Genomic DNA, 21,037 nt, shown 5'->3' with positions numbered 1-21,037 from the left:
CGTTTGCTGAGGCAGGGCTGAATCCGGGCTGGCCGCAACGGCATAATGATCGCTACCAATGACAGCTATCGGCGACAGCCCGGGGTGGAAGAATGGCAAATATTGAATTAGGGCTGCACAGCTTTGGTGATGTAACGGCCTTTGTGGATTCGGCCGTTGTGGATTCAGCCAGAGCTCAGCTCAAATCAATGGCGCAGGTTCTGCGAGATGTGGTCGAGCAGGGTGTGCTGGCCGATGAAGTTGGCGTTGATTACCTCGGTCTGGGTGAGCATCATCGCGATGACTTCGCTATTTCTTCTCCTGAGGTCATTCTTGGCGCGATTGCCGCCAAAACCCGACGTATCCGGTTGGGCACCGCCGTCACTGTGCTGTCGACGGATGACCCGGTACGATTGTTTCAGCGCTTTGCGACACTCGACGCGCTTGCCAATGGCCGTACGGAAGTGATTCTTGGGCGTGGAGCGTTCACCGAAAGCTATCCGTTATTTGGTTTTCAGGGGGCGGACTATGACCTGCTGTTCGAGGAGCGGCTTGATTTGTTTATGCAGCTGACCAGAGAAAACCCGCTCAGCTGGCAAGGCAAAACCCGGCCCGAATTGAACCGGGCAGCGGTATTTCCCCAATTTGAACAGCAGCCACTCACCACCTGGGTTGGCGTTGGCGGGACGCCGCAATCGGTGGTGCGGGTAGCACGCCACGATGCTCAGTTGATGCTGGCCATTATTGGCGGTGCTCCAAAACGTTTCCGGCCGCTGGTGGATTTATATCTGCAGTCCTGCAGCCGACTTGGGCGGTCGCCTAAACCAATCGGCATGCATTCGCCAGGCTTTGTGGCCGAAACCGATCAGCAGGCGAAAGAACGTTTCTGGCCATATTACCAGCGCATGATGAATCGCCTTGGGCGCGAACGTGGCTGGTCAGCGATGACCAAAGACCGCTTTATCGAGGAAGTTGAGCAGGGGGCCTTGTTTGTCGGCTCCGCTGAAACGGTGGCGAACAAAATTGCCCGGGCAGTGGTGGATTTATCGTTGCAGCGATTTGATCTGAAATACGTCACCGGGCCGGTACCGCATGAATATCAGTTGGACTGCATCCGTCTGTATGGCGAGCAGGTAATGCCGCGAGTGCGTGAGCTGTTGGAGGGGTGAATTCTGGCTCCCACGCGCGCCGATACCGGAGCGTGGGAGCGAATCAGCCGCTGATTATTTGGCCTGCTCAGCAGCCTTGATGCTGGTGCGAATCATCGGCGCAATCGTCAGCCCCTGCACCACGATTGAGAAAATCACCACAATGTAGGTGATGATCAGAATCAGGTTATGGATATCGACCCCGTTCAGCACCATTTTGCCGGTTGGAATCGACGCTGCCATCGCCAGCGCCAGACCACCACGCAAACCACCCCAGGTCAGAATCCGTACGGAATTGACGTCGTAGCTGCGGTAGCGACGGAACAGGCTGAACGGCATGCCGACACTGATAAAACGCGCCAGCAGCACCACAGGTACCATCAACAGACCAAGGCCAACTTCGGCCATGGAAACCGGCATGGTCACCAGCATCATACCAATCAGCAGGAACAGCAATGAGTTGAGGAAACTGTCGGTGGCGTGCCAGAAGCTGTTGATGTAATGCGAACTCATCGGGTCATCCGGGTTGGCGACCTTGGCGCGTGTCACGTTACCAATAAAGATACCCGCAACCACCATTGCCAGCGCACCGGAAATATCCAGTAGATTGGCAAGCGCAAAACCGGCCGATGGAATCATCATGGTAATCAGCAGGCGGATGTTGGCGTTCTGCAGCGAGTTACACAGCAATACATGGCCGATCAGTGCCAGCACAAAGCCAAACAGGATGCCGCCGACGGCGTCGCCCATAAACAGCTCGGCAACGCTGCCGAACGTTGGTTCAGTGCCTGAGAAAGCCACCGCAAAGATGGTGGTAAACACCACCAGACCAACACCGTCGTTGAACAGTGATTCACCTTCCACCTGAATGGAAATGCCTTCCGGCGCTTTCATCTGCTTGATAATTGCCAGTACGGCGATCGGGTCGGTAGGGCTGATCAGGGCGCCGAACAGCAAGCAATAAATTAGCGGTACCGGCCATCCCAACATAGCTAACAGCCAGTAGGCGAGGTAACCAACAATAAAGGTCGACGCCAGCGTTGAGAACAACACCAGAATGGTGATTTCCCAGCGTTGTTTGCGCAGCGCGTGCAGGTCAATTTCCAGCGCCCCGGCAAACAACAGAAAGCCCAACATGCCTTTCAGTAATAGCTGGTTAAAGTCGATGGTACTCATCGCCTGGGTAACGGGTGCAGCGATTTCATCACCGACCAGATTGTAAGAAAGCATCAGCAGTAATGAGATCAGCACAGAGCCAGTGGTGATCGCGATGGTGGTCTGAAGTTTGAGGATGTACTGGTTGGAAAAGGCGATCAGTACAGCCAGGGCCGACAGGAAGCAGAGCAGGTACCATGCATTCATGGATGGATTCCAGATTAATTATTAAACAAACATCCCTGGGGAAACGCAGGCCGCGATGACGCTGCGCGGTTACAAGATCCTTGATTCGGTGTCACTGGCTGGGAGGCGATCGACAAGAGTTTGCGGTCGGGGGAGTCAGTGTTTTTATTAGTTCTGCGCCGGGAGACAGGCTCCAGCTGCGGCTATATCGATACCGTCAGACTTGCTGATTACAGATGCTGATCTCAGACATTTGCCAGCGAGTGGCAGGGTCTGGCATAACCGGCAAAGGCAGTCAGAATCAAAAAGTTAGTGGCAGCAGATATAACCTGAATTTGAGCAGTCTGGACAGGTGCAAACAATGGAAAGTTCCGCTGTTTGACGGATATATGATGTCAGCGACCGGGAATTGAATATCCCGCGCCGGAGAGGCGGTCGCTGCAATCATTGAAGGTAATAAAATGTAAGGAAAATGGGCTCAGAACAGTGGGTGACGTTTGAATTCTGTTATCGCCAGTGCAATCAACATGGTGCCGAAAAATGCGGCATATTCGAACCCTCCCGCGGTGCTCATCCAGACGAATCCCTTCAGTGCATAAATGGAATACACAGCCACCGCCATCACGGAAGCCAGTCCCAGCGCTGCCCAGCGAGTGCAAATGCCAGCAATCAGCAGAAGCGAGAAAGCCAGTTCAGAGGCGCCGGCAATCCAGACCCATAATTCTGCGGGTTGAAAGCCGACTTTGCTGAAAAACGCCACGGTTCCGGCGGCCGGAGCACCATCGGCAAACTTGCCGAACGGGTGTGGCAACATAAACAGACCACAAGCGATGCGCATCAGCACCAGTCCATTGAATATATTGAAATTACTTGCCTTGATTGCGAAATCGCTACGGCTGATCAGATTCATAATGCTGCTCCTGGATACATCAACGATAAGCAATAGCATGCACTTTCGTTGTAACCGGGTAAGTAGCCAAATCAAGAAATCATCATAAGTGCCCGGTGTTTATCAGGTTTTTGGGAAGTGGGTACGGTTTTCCTGGGTTCTGAATAGTGATGGGTGAAACTTTTCACGGACCCCGCACCGCGGGCAAAGTATGCTGCGACGCTCTAATTTTTGCAGGAAGCAAGGGCTTGAAACCGCAATATCAATATCGGCAACGTCTGGTACAGCCACAACCAGAGCGGGAATTTCGTTTCGGCGAAGGAAAAATCAGTGGCGTCGGTTCACTCACGCTTGGAATCCTGAGCTTGCTCACGGTTTTGGCCTATCTCTATCCTGCCTGGCTGACGACCACTGAGCTACGTCAGGTTTACGATGCCCGGGTTCTGCAACAGATTCTGAAGTACGGTATGTATTTCTCGTTATTGCTTGGCTGCCTTAGTCTGCTGCTCAATCGTGGACGTTATCGGAAATACGGTATCTGGGGCAGCGCGTTGACACTACTGGCGTTTGCGTTGGGGGGATACCAAATACCCATCGGCCCGGTTGAGGCTCGCTCGCTGACACTGGGTGTCGACTGGATGATCCTGGCTTTTCTGGGCTCGGTATTGATCTTTATGACGCTGGAGAAACTGTTGCCTCAGTATGGTGACCAGCCGATTCTGCGGCCGGACTGGGACGTAGACCTGGTGTATTTCTGCTTCAACCATCTGGCGATCTCAGCCATTTTGTTGTTTGCAAACTATCATATTGGCCATTTCAACTGGGCGGTAAGCACGGACTTCCAGAGCTGGGTGCAGGCATTACCGCTGTGGCTGCAGGTTGTATTCATTATTCTGGCGGCCGATTTTGTTTTGTACTGGGAGCATCGCCTGTACCACGAAGTGCGGATTCTCTGGCCTATCCATGCGGTCCATCATTCGGTTGAACAGCTGGATTGGCTGGCGGGTTCACGAGGGCATTTTGTTCAGGTCTTTTCTGAACGGGCTCTGGTCATGGTGCCCTTGTACCTGACCGGAGTCGACACTGCCGCACTGAACGTCTATGTCACCTTCGCAGCATTGCAGGCGGTGCTGATTCACTGCAATACGCGCATACCTTTTGGCCCTTTGAAATACGTTTTTGTAACGCCTCGGTTTCATCACTGGCATCACAGCTCTGAAGATCCTGCCCTGGATACCAACTATGGTGCTCATACCATCCTGTTTGATCTGCTATTCCGTACCTGCCATTTCCCCAAACAACATTGGCCTGCTGAATATGGAACGACGTCGCCGTTGCCAAAGACGGTGCTTGGGCAGCTGCTTTACCCGCTGAAGGAAGGCAAACAGCTGATCAAGAGTCGGTTTGAATAGTGATACTGTGTTTTTGTACAGTATTTGGTTGCGAAGGCACTTTGTTGCCAGGTAGGTTGGGCTGGAACTCGCAGTCAGGCAGGTCGCTCAGCAAAAAACCTGATCATTGACCTGCTCTGGCGGGTTCGAAAGCGGGGTTTTAAATAATTCGGGCAAGTCGGCTGCACGGTGCCATTTCTATCGAGAACTGGTTTTATATACAGTATCTCGGTGAGCGGCGCTGTTTTTGCAATTCCTCTTCCATGAAACGGGATCAACAGGAGTGCCAATAGTGCCGCAGCAGCTGATTTTTCATCTCGGTGACGAACATACCGGAGCCTCGACATTGCGCCGCTGGCTGTTGGTGCAGCAACAGGAGTTGCTGGCAGCCGGACTCTTTTACCCCCTCGCCGAAGCGCCGGATGCCAGTAACGCTGCGGACTTGCTGCAATCCTTGCGCAGTTTGCCGGTGGCTCAGATTCGCCTTGGCGAACTGTTTGCCGGACATCCACGACTGTTGTTGTCGGCCAATCCAATGACGTGGGACAGCAAGGCTTTGGCGGCACTCAAACAAGCGGCCCAGCGGGAAGGCATTGAGCTACAAATTCTGGTGTTTGTACGGGATTTGTTGCCTTACTGCTATTCGCGGTTCGAAAAAAGCGTGCGGCAGGGCGGGAATACGGATGCGCTGGAAAGCTTTCTGGCGGAATGTTCTCTGATCGATCAACTTGACTGGGTGTCGACCTTGCACGGCAGTTTTGCCGATGTCCGGTTGCTGCATTATGAGCAATGGCAACGCTGTTTGCCGCAGGCGTTATTGGAGCTGGCCGACCTCAAGGAGCTTGTGGCGGCTCCTGAGTTGCAGAAAGCGGCTGGACGGCTGGACGAACCACGCTGGTTGCAGCCAGCGGAAATTCAGCTGATTCAGCGTTTTGTCAGCTGGCAACGGCAATACAAGCGTTATCTGCGTAAACACAATATGGCTCGAACGTTATCGCAATGGTGTTTGCTGCAGCCTGCCGGTTCTGCCACTGTGAGCCTTGAGAGTCGGCTGTTGCCGCAATTGCTGGAGGCTGATCAGCCCCGGCTGCAACAATTCAATCGCACGCTGGGCAAGCGCCATGGTTTTGAACTGGCGATCAATAATTCCTTGCTAGACGTGGTTGGTGACGATCAGTCTCCAACAGCAGAGCTGACACCGCTGGTGGCCGGTTTGTGTGAATTTGTGGTGAGCCAGAGCGAAATATTCGGTGAGGCGTTTGCGCCCTTGTGCGCGCTGGAGCTTGCGCTCAGTGACCCTGGTATGTCGGCCTGTTTGCTGGAACACTGGCTGCCACTCGATTTGCAGCCAGATTTTGCCGGACCATTAATACAACGCTTTCGGCTGGTGGCCGGGCAGGTTAACGATGCCCGGCTGGCAAGTCTGCTGAATCAGTGTGTTAGCCCGGCGGCTGTGCTCGCTGATGGTTAGTTCACAGTGAATTTTTCCACCGTGTCGGTCAGGCGAGTGGCCAGCGCGGCCAACGCCTGGCTGGCTTCTGCAGCCTGGGCGGCCTGGCTGCGACTGCTGTCGGCCAGTTCGTTGACCCGAACAATATTGCGATTGATTTCTTCGGCAGCGTAGCTTTGTTGTTCTGCCGCAGTGGCGACCTGATTGTTAAGGTCGCTGATGCTGGTAATGTTTTCGTAGATCACCTGCAAGGCTGAACTGGCGTCACGGACCTTGCTGATACCGGCCTGGGCTCGTTCACGGGATTTCAGCACAGTGCTGACCACATCGGCAGTACCTTTGTTGAATTCGCTGATGGTGGTGCGGATCGATTCGGTCGACTCCTGGGTTCGTTGAGCCAGGGTGCGAACCTCATCGGCCACCACGGCAAATCCGCGGCCCTGTTCACCGGCACGGGCAGCTTCGATAGCAGCGTTCAGCGCCAGCAGATTGGTCTGTTCGGCAATGCCGTTAATTTCATTGAGAATGGCACCAATACTGGCGCTGTCTTGCTGCAGCTTTTCAATGGCCTGACTGGCTTCCAGTACTTCCTTGTTCAGATGCTCAATTTCGTCGCGGGCCTGATCGGAAATTTTGCGGCCATGATTAACTTCGTCGTGCACCCTGCCAACTGCGCTGGCGGCTTCGTGAGCGTTGCCGGCAATATTCTGGATGGTCGCGGTCATTTCGTTCATTGCCGTCACGGTCTGGACAACTTCGTCCTGTTGCAACTGGCTGGCGTGGCCAACCTCGCGGGTAATCGCTGACATTTCTTCGGATGCTGACGCCACCTCGACAGCACCGGATTTCACCTGATGAACCGTGTCGCGCAGGGTCTTGATCAGCGAGTCAAACGCATGGGACAAGACACCGATTTCGTCGTTGGATTGATGGGCGGTCATCTGGGTCAGGTCGAGATCGCCCGCGATCTGTTTAATACGATTGGTAATATCCTGTACTGGCCGGTAAATGGCGCGCGATACCAGTACTGTCAGTATCGAGACAATCAAAAAGGTAATCACAATGCTGATGGTGATATTGGTGTAAATCGCCTGACGTTTGGTTTCCATGGTCGTTCTGATGTAGGACGCCAGCTCTTCAAAGCCGGTTTCTGTCTGATGTACGGCAGAACGCATTTCACCACGCAGCCCCTTGTCCTGGCTCAGGCCAATTTGATTCTCCTTGTTGAACAGATTGGTGAAGTCCTTTTGATAGGCATTCAGCTGCTGTGTGACGGTACTGTTGCCAGCCAGACTGCTGGTTGGTAGTGCCGCCCGAAAGTCTTCAATGCCCTGGTTAAATTTGTCGATGTATTTAGGATCCGAGCGCAGCATGAAATCTTTTTCGTGGCGCCGCAGCATCAGCATGTAATAGAGGACTTCGTAATCGTCAGCGGATTTGGCGGTTTGCTCAATGTTATGGACGGCCGTGCGCAGCGCGCCATACAGGCCGCTTTCCGGGTCCAGACCGGCTTCCGTCTGCTGTTTTACCAGTTCACTGAATACGCTTTCATAACGGGTTATGTGTGATGACAGCTGGTTCACCAGATTGGTCTCCAGCCCTGATGTGTTCATTTCCTGTTGCAGCTGCTGCAGGTTCTGGCTGGTCTGAACCGCCTGCTGTTTAAACTCATCGGCGTATTTCAGATCCTTGCGGGCCAGAAAGTCTTTTTCGTGGCGGCGCAGCATCAGCATGTCACTGTTAATTTTCTCTTGTTGATACAGCACGTGGCCCAGGTCGACCAGTTGTGTGAACTGCAAAACGGTCAGGGCAGAGGTGATGATCAGTCCGACAATCACCAGAAGCAGGATCAGTGTGTGTTTGGTTCTGATGTTGAGCTTGTCAATAAACATCAGGTTTCTCCGGTCGAGGCATACTTTCTCCCAAGCCTAGACCAATTCGGCCAGACTGCGAGGAGGTCGCAGCGCGTCACGGCTGGCTAATCCCGGGGTTCTGGCTATGGGGGGAGGTGGTGGGAATGTTGTTGGTGGCTGTATTACTGGTGAACGGTTTGCTGGTAAACGGAGTGGGGATAAATACGTAACGGGGTAAAAGAAAACCCCCGATCGGCCCAACCAATCGGGGGTTTTGGGAGCCTCACCATCAAACCACACCCTCATGAAGTCGGATAGTGAGGTTGCAGAGTCGCCATGGAATGACGCCGTTACGGGTGGTCTGGGTGCCCGTAACAACGCTGGTCTATGACGACTCTTTCCGGGGCGGCTGTCCGTGTCCGCCAAGCCAAGGAATAGGGGGTGACCCCGGGATTAACCCAGAGTCAGCCAGTGTTGCGCAGGGCTGTGGAAGTCCACTGCCATGGCAATACTCAGAGCGGTAATGGTCACGATAGAGACCATAAACACCTGTTTTGCCCAGCCGCTGTTGTCCACTTCAACCTGCCAGCCTTTCAGCGCCAGTACCAGCCACCAGAGGCTGGTGACACAGGCCACTGCGAGGTAGCCATAACCAGCGTAACCGGTGGCCGTCAGCAGGACAGTGACCAGCCCAAACGCAATGATGTACAACACCATGTGCAGTTTGGTCTTGCCGATGCCCTGGGCGACCGGCAGTACCGGAATACCGGCTGCCTTGTAGTCGTCGTAGCGGAAAATCGCGATGGCGTAGGAGTGGGGCATCTGCCACAGGCAGAACATTAGCAGCAGAATTCCCGCCCCTACGTCAAAACTGCCGGTGACGGCGCAATAGCCGACCACCGGAGGTACCGCACCAGACAGGCTGCCAATCAGCGTGCCGTAAACGGATGAGCGTTTCAGCCAGAGGCTGTACAGACCGACGTAAACCACAAAACCGAAGGCGGCAAACAGCACCGTAATGGTGTTGGTTTGCCAGGCCAGCAGGCCGAAGCCCAGCAGCCCCAGCACCACACCATGGGCGACCGCGGCCAGTACCGACATTTCGCCGGTAACGGTGACGCGATTGCGGGTGCGCTGCATATGGCCGTCAATATCACGGTCGATGCCATTGTTGATGGCACAGCCAGAGGCAACCACCAGCGACAGGCCTACCACGGTTGCCAGCAGCAACAGGTAGTCGATTTCACCGCGCGAGGCGAGGAAAAATCCGCCTGCGGAGGCGATCAGGTTGCCCATGATGATGCCTGGCTTGGTCACCGTCAGGTAGCGTTTGAAGGGGCCTTGCGGCCCCTCGGCAGAAGGCTTGCCAGAAGGCTTCATAGATGCCTCCCGTCAGCCCATCATCATGGCGTTGGACGCGTAGATGATCCAGATCGACAGACCCACAACCAGCACAATAATCAGCGCCGAGAACAGGAAGGTGAAAGTATTCAGCTTGCCTTCTTCGGTCACAAATGACAGGTGCAGGAAGTACTTCAGATGCACGGCAATCTGTACGATCGCCATGATCACGAAGATCCAGATGGTGGCGACCTTGTCGAGTGCTTCGGTCATTACCAGGCCAAACGGAATCACGGTCAGGATCACTGACAGGATGAAACCGGTGACGTAGGAGCCGACACTGCCGTGGTCAGCGTGTGCGTCAGGAGTATGTTGGCTCATTACACGGCCCCCATCAGATAAACAACGGTGAATACACAGATCCAGACGATGTCGAGGAAGTGCCAGAACAGGCTCAGGCATCCCAGACGGGTCATGGTGCGTGGCTGCAGGCCGCGGTTTTTCACTTCCAGCATCAGCACGATCATCCAGATCAGACCGGCAGTTACGTGACAGCCGTGCATACCCACCAGCGAGAAGAACGAGGTCAGGAATGCGCTGCGGTCAGGACCGAAGCCTTCGGCGATCAGATGATGGAATTCGTTGATTTCCATGCCGATAAACACGGCGCCGAGGGCAAAGGTCACCATCATCCAGGTGAGGGTGGCCTGCTTGTTGCCCTTGTGGCCGCTGATCATGGCGAAGCCATAGGTAATACTGGAGAACAGCAGTGCAAAGGTCTCAACCAGCACATAGTCCAGTTCAAAAATGTCGTGGCCGGAAGGGCCACCCGCAGTGTTCATAAACAACACGGCGTAGGTCGCGAAGACCGATGCGAACAACAGGCAGTCGGTCATCAGGTACACCCAGAAACCAAACAGCGTGGTGCTGCTGGTGTCGTGGTGATGGTCGTCGTGTGAGTGCCCGGCGTCGTGGCCGTGAGCACCATGTGTCATAGCGCTAGTCGTCATACTCAGGCCTTTAACAGAGATTGCTGTTGGATGGCTGCCAGGTGCTCGCCTTCGATTTTTTCGATTTCTTCCGGCTGGACGTAGTAGTCGACATCGTTGTCGTAGCTACGCTTGATCAGGGTGACAATCGTCAGTACGAAGGTCGCGATAACCAGCCACCAGATGTGCCAGATAAAGCCGAAGCCGAAGGCCGTCAGCAACATACCCATGATGAAACCAGCGCTGGTGTTGCGTGGCATATGGATCGGTGCATAGCTGCCAGGGCGCTGGTAGGCAGTGCCGTTTTTCTTCATGCCGTGGAAGGCATCAACACCGTCGGTTTTTGGATCAACCGCAAAGTTGTAAAACTGTGGCGGTGACATGGTGGACCATTCCAGCGTACGTCCATTCCATGGGTCGCCGGTGGTGTCTTTCAGGGCTTCGCGGTTTTTGTAGCTGACGTACAGCTGGATCAGCTGGGACAGAATGCCCAGAGCGATGATGAAACCACCCACGGCAGCGATGTACAGCCAGATGTTCCAGTCAGGGTTGTTGGTATGGTTGATTCGACGGGTCATACCCATGAAGCCCAATACGTACAGCGGCATGAAGGCCACGAAGAAACCGATCTGCCAGAACCAGAAGGCGCGCTTGCCCCATTTCTCGTCCAGCTTGTAACCCATGGCTTTCGGGAACCAGTAAGAGAAACCGGCCAGGTAGCCAAATACCGCACCACCGATAATGGTGTTGTGGAAGTGGGCGATCAGGAACAGCGAGTTGTGCAGCACATAGTCGGCACCCGGTACCGCCAGCAGTACGCCGGTCATACCGCCGATGCTGAAGGTCACCATAAAGCCCAGAGTCCACAGTACCGGTGGAGTGAACTGCACACGACCGTGGTACATGGTGAACAGCCAGTTGAACAGCTTCACGCCGGTTGGCACCGCGATGATCATGGTCATCACACCAAAGAAGGCGTTTACATCGGCGCTTGAGCCCATAGTGAAGAAGTGGTGCAGCCAAACGATGAAGCCCAGAATGGCGATCGAACCGCTGGCCCAGACCATCGACTTGTAACCGAACAGTGGCTTGCCAGAGAAGGTCGCCATGATTTCAGAGAAAATACCGAACGCTGGCAGTACCAGAATGTACACCTCGGGGTGACCCCAGGCCCAGAACAGGTTGATGTACATCATGGCGTTACCGCCAAGGTCGTTGGTGAAGAAGTGGAAGTCGAAGTAACGGTCCATGGTCAGCATCAACAGCGCGCCGGTCAGGATCGGGAAGGAAGCCACAATCAGCACGTTGGCCCAGGTACAGGCCCAGGTGAAAATCGGCATTTCCATCAGCTTCATGCCCGGGGTGCGCATCTTCATCACAGTTACCAGGAAGTTAACCCCGGTCAGCGTGGTACCAATACCGGATATCTGAAGCGCCCAGATGTAGTAGTCGACGCCACTACCGGGACTGTAGGCCAGCTCAGACAAGGGTGGATAAGCAACCCAGCCGGTACGGGCAAATTCACCCACACCCAGTGAGATGTTCACCAGCAGGGCACCGGCAACCGCCAGCCAGAAGCTGAGGTTGTTAAGGAACGGGAAGGCAACGTCACGGGCACCAATTTGCAGTGGCAGCACGATGTTCATCAGGCCAATCATGAAAGGCATGGCCATGAAGATGATCATGATCACACCGTGAGCGGTGAAGATCTGGTCGTAGTGTTCCGGTGGCAGATAGCCTTCCGCGCCATTGGTGGCAGCGGCCAGCTGGGTCCGCATCATAATAGCGTCGGCAAAGCCGCGCAGCAGCATAACCAGCGCCAGTACGATGTACATAACGCCCAGGCGTTTGTGGTCAACCGAGGTGATCCAGTCGTGCCACAGCACGCCCCATTTTTGATACTTGGTAATTGCGATGGCCAGTGCCGCACCAATCACGGCGACAATAGCCAGCGTGATCATGATGATGGGTTCGTGGTACGGAACGGCATCGAGAGTGAGTTTTCCGAACATATTACTCTCCGGCCTCCTGGTGCATGGTTTCTGCTGGCATTGCCGCTGGGTTCATGGATTCCTCGGCAGTCGCCTGATGGCCTTCGTGCTCAGCGTGCTTGTGCATGCTGGTCGCAGACATGTGATCCATTTTCTGATCTGTAAACGGTGTAGCGCCGTGGTGCTGCATGTACTTCATCACGACATCGTCAAACAGACCTGGCTTGACGGAGGCGTAGTGGGCAACCGGGTTGCCTTCGCTTGGCACCGCCAGCTTGTCGTATTCCTGGCTGCTCAGTACGGCAGGAGCCGCCTTCACTTTGGCTACCCACTTGTCGAACTCGGCATCTGTGCTGGTTGCAACGGTGTCGAACTTCATTTCGCTGAAGCCGGAGCCGCTGTAGTTGGCAGAGAAACCGTTATAGGTGCCTGGTACGTCAGCAATCAGGTGCAGCTTGGTGGTCATCGCCGCCATGGTATAAATCTGGCTGCCCAGCTGAGGGATGAAGAAGGAGTTCATGGTTGACTCGGACGTCAGCTTGAAGCTCACCGGACGGCCAGCCGGAATCACCAGCTCATTGATGGTGGCAATGTTCTGTTCTGGATAGATGAACAACCATTTCCAGTTGAGGGACACAACATCGATTTCGAGGGGTTTCTTGTCGTGTTCCAGCGGCTTGTATGGATCCAGATCGTGAGTGGAAATCCAGGTAATGGTACCCAGCACCAGGATGATAACGATCGGAATGGTCCAGACGATTGCTTCGATCTTGTTAGAGTGTGACCACTCAGGGTTGTACGGCGCCTGAGTGTTGCTGGCACGGTACTTCCAGGCAAAAAACAGCGTCATAAAAATAACCGGTATCACCACGAGTAGCATCAAACCGGTAGCAATCAGAATCAGATTCTTCTCGTCGACACCTACCTGTCCTTTGGGGTCGAGAATACCTCCCGAACACCCGGACAGTAATACGCTGCCGGCGACAAGAAATACGGCCAAAAGCCGATTGTTCCTGGCGTTTTTCATTATCGAACCTTGGTTAATGGGCAAAAGATTTCCGCAACACAATTGTGAAGTCGGTAAATTTGCGGACTGAACCGCTGAAGTTGACGATATAACCCGGCTATAACTGCGCATATAACCGCAGTTATTGAAAGGTTAAATCGGCAAAGGGGAACGCATAAGCCAGCGCCGGCAGCAGCTTATATAGCAGCTACCCGATATGTGACTTGAGCGTTAAAAAAGTGGTGGTGCGCGGCTGCTGTGAGCCGATTCCAGACCCCGGCGAATACCATGTAATGGTTCGCGGAACAGGGTACGAAAAGTAAGAAAACAACGAGGAACACGACGTTCCAGAAACAGGATCCAGAACAGTGCGCTGATCAACAAGCTGTTGATGACGCTCCATTCCGACACGGACAGCAGTGAGCGCAGATCCAGCAGCGACAGGTCGCTGATGCTGCTCAGTTCCGTAACCAGCTCACCAACGCCCGCAGTCATAGCCGCCAGCAGGGCAGCCAGAGTGAGCAGGTGTCTCGTCAGTTGATTGGTCAGGAAATGGTGGCTCATATAAATACTGGGTCCTCTAATACAGGCCATGGCTCTTATACCGGCCTTTGTGCCGGAAGGTCACATTTTGTCTGCTTATTAGAGGAATTTTGATGCAGTGGGCGCGACTATAACCAATTTTTGATGCGCGTCAAAACTTTTCATTTTCAACGGTTTATAGGAATTCAATAAATCGAAACAGTTTCAGTCAGGAATTGTAAATGTCTTAGTATTTGTGTGGCTTATAAATATCAAGATAATCATATGGGAATATTAATATATGTAATTAATTCGGAGTTTATGTAGGGGGTATATTTGCCCGAAACAAATAGCCCGACTGACAAAGCAAAAATGTGTTGCTGTGCTGGCATCTGGCGATTCAGCTGGTATAAGAGCGGTTTTCCTAGGCTGGCAGGTGGTATCCGGTGTTGCAGCAACACAAATTGAATCTGGGCGTACTTCTATTCACAACGGTCTGGATGCCATCTGCAAACGCTGATGAGCTGTACTCCGACACCAAACTGGTCGCCAGTTCAGCGGCGGTTTCGCTGCGCGATATGATCCATGGCTGGGACGGTGGGTTTCAGGATGGTGAGTACGCTTATGCCGATGCCCGTCAGCGTCTTGGTGTTTTGGTCGGTGACCCGCAAGGTTCGCACTGGCTACTGGAATGGCAGCGACGCTGGCATTACGACCTGTCGTTTTCAAAAGGAATGGCGCGTTATTACCGTGCTTCCGAGACGGGTGAAGCGCTTCAACAGGACGAATCACTGCGACTGGACATTCGTGCCATTACCGCCACGGGCTTGAATTTTGGAAAGCAGTTTGAATTGACTGAACAGTCCTTGAAGCTGACTCCATCGGTGACGGTTTATCGGGCCGACTCCTGGCAATTTGGTCACTTGAATGGCTGGGCGGCGGCTGGATCGTCTGGCAGTGCCTCTGCGACGCTCGATTATCACTTTAATGAAGACAAACTGCTGGAGTATCAGGTTGATCCTGCCGCTGGTTGGGGTCTGAGTTTCAATCTGGGTGTGGATTGGCAAATTGCCGAACAGTGGCGTCTGCGCGGCCAGATCGATGATCTGTGGAACCTCTGGCGCATGGAAGACTCCGGCTACACCGACGCCTGTATCAACTTTGATTCTCCGTCCCAAAGCGTCTGCACCAGCAGTGCGACGGCATCGGGTAAATCCGGTCAGGAAGTCTTCTATGGTCGGCTGCGCCCGGCGACAGAGATTAATCTGAGCTGGACTCCGCAATTGAAGGGCTTGCAGTTGGGAATCAATCTCTATCATCAGGGCGATTATAGCCGAGTGGGCGCAACTGTCCGGCAGCAACTGGCTGACAGCTGGTCGGTACACAGTGGCATCTATTCCAGTCGACAGCTGGGCGCAGGAGTTGGCTGGAAGTACCTGGCGCTGGATCTCAAGCTGGACGATTACCGCATGGCGAATGTTCGCGATGCCGACTTCAATTTGCGACTGGCATTGCCTTTCTGATTTATACCGTTATCTTTTGACTGGCCTTCTGCAAGCAAAATCCGCCGGTGTGATCAGTCTTGCAGAGAGGGTTTGGCGCGGGATGAGTCGGTGTCTTGTTTGTCGTGGCTCAGTTCAGACGTCCTGGTGGTCAACAGATTATCGAAAACTTCCGCGGTATTTGCTGCGGTGGCTGGAACGGTGAGGTAGGCGGCCGAAACCAGCAGAAATGACTGGATGGTTTTCTGGATGGCGTTGTTTTTCATTGGGTCCTCTTGTTATTTGTATGCTTGTTAGTGATCTGATGTGCGCGATAGGTCGCGTACTGTTTTTTGATGGTGCGCTGACGTTTGAACAGCAGCAGTGCGAGGCCAGCCATAATAGCGGCCGACAGCAGGCCTTTCAGAACAATTGCAGCTATGGGGCTGAACCAACCGAGTGCTACCAGAGCAAACACGGCAATTGTCAGCACCAGGACAGTGGTCCAGGTCATCGTGGGCTCCTTGATAAATGGTTTCTGGTAGATGGTTTTATTCTAGCTGAGTTCCTTTTATTTGTTGTTAGTAAAAACTAATAGGGGTAATTTTCATCGGACTGTTCCAGGTGTGGGATTGTTCTGGCTTGGGGTCTGGGTGGGCAGGGCAGGCTCTAGAGTAGGTTGGCCCGCGCCCAACGTTACCCCTGGTTTCGGGAATGAATTCCCTCCTGCGGCTTCCGGGTCTGTGTGCCCGCTCGATCTCCAAGTCCCGACTCTGTGTGGGTTGGGCCGCGCCCAACATTTGCTGGGCATGGCCCAGCCTATAATAATGCTCCCGTCTGGCGTCTGGCGTCTGGCGTCTGGCGTCTGGCGTCTGGCGTCTGGCGTCTGGCGTCTGGCGTCTGGCGACGCTAGTCGTGCGATTGCCTCCCAACTTCCGGTATGATGGCGCGCTGATTGATCCGCTGCTGAGTCGTGCATGTACTTGAGTCATTTCGGGCTGGAACGATTTCCGTTCACTATCGCGCCTGATCCATCATTTCTGTTTCCTTCCGCTGGCCATCAGGAAGCGCTTGCCCATTTGCAATATGCGCTGACAGGTCACGGCGGTCTGGTGTGTCTGACCGGCGAGGTAGGTACGGGTAAAACCACGCTGTGTCGGGCCTTTCTGGAACAGACCGGTGACGAATTCAAAACCGCCTACATCTTCAATCCGCTGCTGTCGCCGCTGGAGTTGATGCGCGCCTTGTTTGATGAGCTGGAGTTACCCTGGCAAGCAGAGGATTCCCAGCAGACCTTGTATCGCCAGTTAAATGAAGCCTTGCTGGGTTGGTACGCTGACGGTAAGCGGGTTATCTGTCTGATCGATGAAGCACAGGCGATGCCAGCGGCGACGCTTGAGCAAGTGCGGCTGCTGACCAATCTGGAAACCAGCCATCACAAATTGTTGACCCTGATTCTGGTCGGCCAGCCGGAGCTGCGTGAGGTATTGGCGTCGCATCAGCTGCGCCAGCTGAGTCAGCGTATTACTGCCCGCTATCACCTTAATCATCTGCAACCGGCAGAAACGGCGGATTATCTGGCTCATCGGCTGAAGTTGGCCGGTTGTGAGCAGAACGTGTTTGAACCCGCTGCTTGTGAAGTCATCTGGCAGGGCAGCAAGGGCATTCCACGGTTGATCAACAGTGTCGCTGACCGCGCCTTGCTCGGAGCATTCGCTCAGGGCAAACAGCATGTTGATCGGGCTACGGCAAAAACGGCCTTGACGGAAGTTCTGGGAGCGCCGGACTCCGTTGCTCAAACAGATTCCGCAGCAACTGCCGTACCGGCTGTAACAGCGACTGATCGCAAGCTGCGTCAGTTGTCCTGGCTGACCAGTGGTTTGGCTTTGTGTGTGCTGGTGTTGCTGCTGCAACAGGCTGGCGGGTTGGATTCTGTGAGAACACAGCTGGCCAGCTGGATTGCGCCGTCGGCTTATGACCAAAACACCAATACGCCGCAAACCAACCCACAACCAGCAACCAATACGGCACAACCCCCGGATTCCCTGGCTATGAGCGCGGCTGAACCATCTGCATTGCCACCAGAATCAGAAAAAGACCGGGCCGCAAAATTCCTCAGCGGGTCGATGGGCCTGGTTGCTGGCGATTGTGAAACTCTGGCTGTTGAAGATTGGCATTGCCTGGAAGTGGAGTGGCCCGCCCAGCAGCTGGCAGGTGTGCAGTACCAATTGGTCATTCGTCAAAACAACGCATGGGTCTATGGCCCGGACTGGTTTGCTGATCATGCTGCCAACGCCAGCAACCAGAAAGCGCTGCTGTTGTGGCAGCCGCCAGTGGGGTATCAGCAGGCCATTTATCCCGGCCAGTCATCTCTGGTAGTGGATTGGGTGCGGCGGGCGTTAGGTGTTGCAGCGCATGCCAATTGGGAAGTTATTGGCCCCAGCGGCGAAAAACCGCTGACACTGGACCCTCTGGTATACGACCCCATTACCCAGATTCAGGTGGCTCGCTTTCAGGCCGAAAACGGTCTCAATGCTGACCGCATTATTGGTCCACAGACGCTGATCTATATCCAGCGCCAGCTGCAACAACAGGCGCAGCAGTCTCAGCAGGCGAATAGCGACGACGGAGGTGATTCCTGATGTCGTACATTCTGGATGCGCTGAAAAAGTCTGAACAGCAAGGCAAACCGGGATCAGCTGAGGGCGTGCCGGTTCAGACGACTGTGATCACCCAGGCCAAATTGCCATTGCCTCTGATCGCGGTTGCGGTGTTGCTGCTGATTGCTGTGGTGGGCTGGTCTGTCTATCGACTGTCAGGTGACGATCATGCGCTTGAGTCAGTAACCCCGGCAGAGATCGCTGAGCCAGTGGCAGTCGTAACGGATGTGATTCCCGAGTCCGAAACTCATGTGGTGCAGCCGCCAGTGGTGGCGACCTTGAATCCGGCGATTGTGCTGCGGATTGATCCGGCCGAGCGGCCGCCAATTCCGCCTGCTGCGGCTTCTGTGTCGTCCATAACGCCACCGCCTGTGCCTCAGTCTGCTGATCTTGTTGAATCAGCGCCAGCGACTCCGGCGGCTATATCAGTCGAACAAGAACCCGCAATGGCCACTGCCAGGGTCGAAGTTCGTCAGTTGCCGCCCTTAAGCTCGCTGAAAAAAATTCCAACGCTCGATGTCACCGGCCACATTTATGGACCGGACGTCAGCAGTCGTAGTGTGACGCTGAACGGCGACAGTTTTCATGAGGGCGATATGATTCGCCCGGGTATTTATGTGGACCAGATTACCTCTGATGGTCTGATTATCGACGTCGACGGTTATCCGCTGACGATCAGCCGCCGCCGTGGCTGGCAAGCAATTGAGTAATAGTGTGTTAAGTAACGAATCCAAACAACGAATCCAGGCGCTCTACCGTGAGTTGATCAAGGCGCTTGATCTCAAGCCGCGTATGGGCCAGCGGGTGATGATCGCGGAAATCGCCAAGGCGCTGGGCTCGGTCAAAACCGACGACAAGGGCGAGCGCAATAACGACGCTGGTATCGTTGTGGTGGAAGCGGGTACCGGGACGGGTAAAACCCTGGCTTACTTGTTGGCGTCGTTGCCGTTGGCGATTGAACAGGAAAAGAAACTGCTCATTTCCACCGCCACCATTGCCCTGCAGGAACAGATTCTCGACAAGGATCTGCCTAATCTGAAAAAGCATATCTCGCTGCCGTTTAACTTCGCGTTGGCCAAGGGCCGTGGTCGTTATCTGTGTCTGGTAAAACTCGACAAGGCCTTGCAACAGCTGTCCGGCATTCTCTCGACCATTGATCTGTTCGAGCAGTCGCCAGAAGAGCAGGATCGGGATTTGTACGAATCCATGCTGAGCCAATACGCCGTTGGCAAATGGGATGGTGATCGCGACCGTTGGGGTGAGGAAATTTCCGACAGTCAGTGGGGTCACCTGACGGCGACGCATCGTGAATGCTCCAATCGACGCTGCCCTGAGTTTGATAACTGCTCTTTCTTTAAAGCCCGTCAGGCCATGGAAGATGCTGACATTATTGTCGCCAACCACGATCTGGTGTTGTCGGACCTGAGTCTCGGTGGTGGCGCTGTGTTGCCAGCGCCGGAAAAGACTATCTATGTGTTCGACGAAGGCCATCACCTGGCCGACAAGGCGCTCAATCACTTCCGGCTGGAATTCGGTGTGCGGGCCCAGCGCCAGTGGCTCAAGCAGCTGGAGCAGGGGGTTGAGCAGTTTGTCGGCGCGACCAGCATGCCGCCATCCATTTTGTATGCCTTGCAGGATGCGCCGGGTCAGTGTCGCGAACTCAGTAGCCATTTCAGCCTGATGTGGCCGCTGGTGTTTGACCTGATGGGCGACCGTGACCGTTTGCGGTTTGAACAGGGCCGGGTTCCAGACAACCTGCGCGACTTGCTCAACAACATCAAGGCGCCGCTGCAGCCGTTGCTGCAATGCCTCGATAAACTCAACGACATGCTGCAGCAATCGCTCGATGCCAAGGGTGAAGGCGAGTTCAGTCGTGATGTCGCTGAAAGCTGGCAGGCACCGATGGGCATGATGTTGGCGCGGGCAGAATCACTGTGGGAAGCCGTTACCTGGATGGCTGCCGAAGAAGCCGAAGGGGAAATTCCGGTAGCGCGCTGGATAGCCAAAACGCCGTTCGGTGAAGACTGGGATATCAAACTCAGCGCCTCACCGATTGCCGTTGCCGATCAATTGCGCAAGAACCTCTGGTGGCGGTGTCATGGCGCCGTCGTAACCTCGGCAACCCTGACGGCGTTGAACAGCTTCAACAACCTCAGCTGGGAAACCGGTTTGCCGGACTGGGTTGGCTACCACAGGGTTGCCAGTCCGTTTGATTATCCGAATCTGGGCCAGCTGGAAGTGGTGCAGCTGGCATCGGACCCAAAAAGTGAGCAGTTCCAGTCAGATGTTGAGGGCTGGCTTAAAACCCAGCTTGATCTGACCAAAGGCACGCTGGTGTTGTTCAGTTCCCGGGCGCAGCTGGAGGCCACCCGCGAGACCTTTATTCGTGACTGGTACGAAAGCCTGCTGTGTCAGGGCTTTTTGCCGAAAAGTGAAATCGTCCGTCGCCATAAAGAGCGCATTGATGGTGGCAAAGGCAGTGTGATCTTTGGTCTCGCCAGCTTTGCCGAAGGGATCGACTTGCCGGGTGAATACCTGACGCATGTGGTGATCGTGAAAATTCCCTTTGCGGTGCCGGATGACCCGATTCATGCAGCCACCAGCGAATGGCTCGAAAGCCGCGGCCGTAATCCCTTTATGGATCTGACACTGCCAGCGGCCTCGATTCGACTGGTACAGGCTTGTGGTCGTCTGATTCGCAAGGAATCCGATAGTGGCAAGGTCAGCATCCTCGACAAGCGACTGATTTCCAGCCGTTATGGCAAATTGCTGCTGGATGCCATGCCGCCGTTACGGCGTATCTGACGCCTTGGCTGATTGACACCAGGCGCAGGTATCTTGCCTGCGTCTGTTCCAAATTCCCTCTGAATTCTTTATACCGTTATCTATTTTATTTCCCACTTTCGATCTCATCTCTCGGGAACCAGTCGCCTGTAAACCTTTCTGAGACAGGCACCGCAGCGCAGGAATGGGGCAAACGTGGCCTTTCCGGCCTG

The 21,037-nt window shown here is 54.5% G+C and carries 18 protein-coding genes; 7 read left to right on the top strand and 11 right to left on the bottom strand.

Translation table 11 applies throughout. From position 1 onward, the window contains the following. Positions 1–92 precede the first annotated feature (92 nt). Positions 93–1,148: an Atu2307/SP_0267 family LLM class monooxygenase gene (locus K6123_RS13845; RefSeq protein WP_221798724.1), complete on the top strand. Its 1,056-nt coding sequence runs from the start codon at positions 93–95 to the stop codon at positions 1,146–1,148. Positions 1,149–1,202: 54 nt separating this feature from the next. On the opposite strand, the gene K6123_RS13840 is transcribed toward K6123_RS13845, so the two are convergent. Then, positions 1,203–2,489: a cation:proton antiporter gene (locus K6123_RS13840; RefSeq protein WP_221798722.1), complete on the bottom strand. Its 1,287-nt coding sequence runs from the start codon at positions 2,487–2,489 to the stop codon at positions 1,203–1,205. A gap of 457 nt (positions 2,490–2,946) precedes the next feature. Beyond that, positions 2,947–3,378, bottom strand: a complete 432-nt coding sequence (locus K6123_RS13835; protein WP_221798721.1) for a DoxX family protein — start codon at positions 3,376–3,378, stop codon at positions 2,947–2,949. A gap of 227 nt (positions 3,379–3,605) precedes the next feature. Here K6123_RS13835 and K6123_RS13830 point away from each other — a divergent pair, with 227 nt between their 5' ends. Both K6123_RS13830 and K6123_RS13825 read left to right on the top strand, forming a co-directional pair. Next, positions 3,606–4,769, top strand: a complete 1,164-nt coding sequence (locus K6123_RS13830; RefSeq protein WP_221798719.1) for a sterol desaturase family protein — start codon at positions 3,606–3,608, stop codon at positions 4,767–4,769. Between the two features lie 271 nt (positions 4,770–5,040). Continuing rightward, a complete protein-coding gene (locus K6123_RS13825; RefSeq protein WP_221798718.1) occupies positions 5,041–6,219 on the top strand; it encodes a hypothetical protein in 1,179 nt (392 codons plus the stop codon). Here the strand turns inward: K6123_RS13825 and K6123_RS13820 are convergent. From K6123_RS13820 to K6123_RS13790, 7 genes are all read right to left on the bottom strand, one after another. Next, positions 6,216–8,090 (bottom strand): methyl-accepting chemotaxis protein, encoded by a 1,875-nt coding sequence (locus K6123_RS13820; RefSeq protein ID WP_221798717.1) that lies wholly within the window; start codon positions 8,088–8,090, stop codon positions 6,216–6,218. The two genes, K6123_RS13825 and K6123_RS13820, sit on opposite strands and share 4 nt — an antisense overlap. Before the next feature lie 414 nt (positions 8,091–8,504). Then, entirely contained in the window at positions 8,505–9,431 is a 927-nt protein-coding gene (gene cyoE, locus K6123_RS13815; protein WP_221798715.1) for a heme o synthase, read from the bottom strand. A 12-nt stretch (positions 9,432–9,443) separates the two neighbouring features. Then, positions 9,444–9,773 (bottom strand): cytochrome o ubiquinol oxidase subunit IV, encoded by a 330-nt coding sequence (gene cyoD, locus K6123_RS13810; protein WP_221798713.1) that lies wholly within the window; start codon positions 9,771–9,773, stop codon positions 9,444–9,446. Next, the gene (gene cyoC / locus K6123_RS13805) at positions 9,773–10,402 is read right to left on the bottom strand and encodes a cytochrome o ubiquinol oxidase subunit III (RefSeq protein ID WP_221798711.1); all 630 of its coding nucleotides are present in this window, start codon (positions 10,400–10,402) and stop codon (positions 9,773–9,775) included. Before cyoC ends, cyoD begins: the two co-directional genes overlap by 1 nt. 2 nt (positions 10,403–10,404) lie before the next feature. Next, entirely contained in the window at positions 10,405–12,393 is a 1,989-nt protein-coding gene (gene cyoB / locus K6123_RS13800; protein WP_221798709.1) for a cytochrome o ubiquinol oxidase subunit I, read from the bottom strand. 1 nt (position 12,394) lies between these two features. After that, positions 12,395–13,372: a ubiquinol oxidase subunit II gene (gene cyoA, locus K6123_RS13795; RefSeq protein WP_246624797.1), complete on the bottom strand. Its 978-nt coding sequence runs from the start codon at positions 13,370–13,372 to the stop codon at positions 12,395–12,397. A gap of 237 nt (positions 13,373–13,609) precedes the next feature. Next, positions 13,610–13,942 carry a hypothetical protein gene (locus K6123_RS13790; RefSeq protein ID WP_221798706.1) on the bottom strand — a complete coding sequence of 111 codons (333 nt, stop codon included), beginning with the start codon at positions 13,940–13,942 and terminating at the stop codon, positions 13,610–13,612. A 458-nt stretch (positions 13,943–14,400) separates the two neighbouring features. Here K6123_RS13790 and K6123_RS13785 point away from each other — a divergent pair, with 458 nt between their 5' ends. Then, on the top strand, positions 14,401–15,423 hold the full coding sequence (locus K6123_RS13785; protein WP_221798704.1) for a hypothetical protein: 1,023 nt from the start codon (positions 14,401–14,403) through the stop codon (positions 15,421–15,423). Between the two features lie 53 nt (positions 15,424–15,476). Here the strand turns inward: K6123_RS13785 and K6123_RS13780 are convergent, their stop codons facing one another. Together K6123_RS13780 and K6123_RS13775 are read right to left on the bottom strand one after the other, a co-directional pair. After that, positions 15,477–15,668: a hypothetical protein gene (locus K6123_RS13780; RefSeq protein WP_221798702.1), complete on the bottom strand. Its 192-nt coding sequence runs from the start codon at positions 15,666–15,668 to the stop codon at positions 15,477–15,479. Then, positions 15,665–15,895: a hypothetical protein gene (locus K6123_RS13775; RefSeq protein WP_221798700.1), complete on the bottom strand. Its 231-nt coding sequence runs from the start codon at positions 15,893–15,895 to the stop codon at positions 15,665–15,667. Before K6123_RS13775 ends, K6123_RS13780 begins: the two co-directional genes overlap by 4 nt. A 463-nt stretch (positions 15,896–16,358) precedes the next feature. Between K6123_RS13775 and K6123_RS13770 the strand changes: the two genes are divergently transcribed. The 3 genes from K6123_RS13770 to dinG are packed head-to-tail and all read left to right on the top strand — an operon-like array spanning position 16,359 to position 20,846. Further along, entirely contained in the window at positions 16,359–18,023 is a 1,665-nt protein-coding gene (locus K6123_RS13770; protein ID WP_221798698.1) for an ExeA family protein, read from the top strand. Beyond that, the gene (locus K6123_RS13765) at positions 18,023–18,751 is read left to right on the top strand and encodes a general secretion pathway protein GspB (RefSeq protein ID WP_221798696.1); all 729 of its coding nucleotides are present in this window, start codon (positions 18,023–18,025) and stop codon (positions 18,749–18,751) included. Before K6123_RS13770 ends, K6123_RS13765 begins: the two co-directional genes overlap by 1 nt. Before the next feature lie 4 nt (positions 18,752–18,755). Beyond that, positions 18,756–20,846, top strand: a complete 2,091-nt coding sequence (gene dinG / locus K6123_RS13760) for an ATP-dependent DNA helicase DinG (protein WP_221798694.1) — start codon at positions 18,756–18,758, stop codon at positions 20,844–20,846. The last annotated feature ends 191 nt before the right edge of the window (positions 20,847–21,037 follow it).

The organism is Oceanobacter mangrovi (assembly GCF_019740315.1).
Lineage (GTDB): Bacteria > Pseudomonadota > Gammaproteobacteria > Pseudomonadales > Oceanobacteraceae > Oceanobacter > Oceanobacter mangrovi.
The sequence above is the reverse complement of the archived record's forward strand: the minus strand, read 5'-3'. Positions and strand labels throughout refer to the sequence as shown.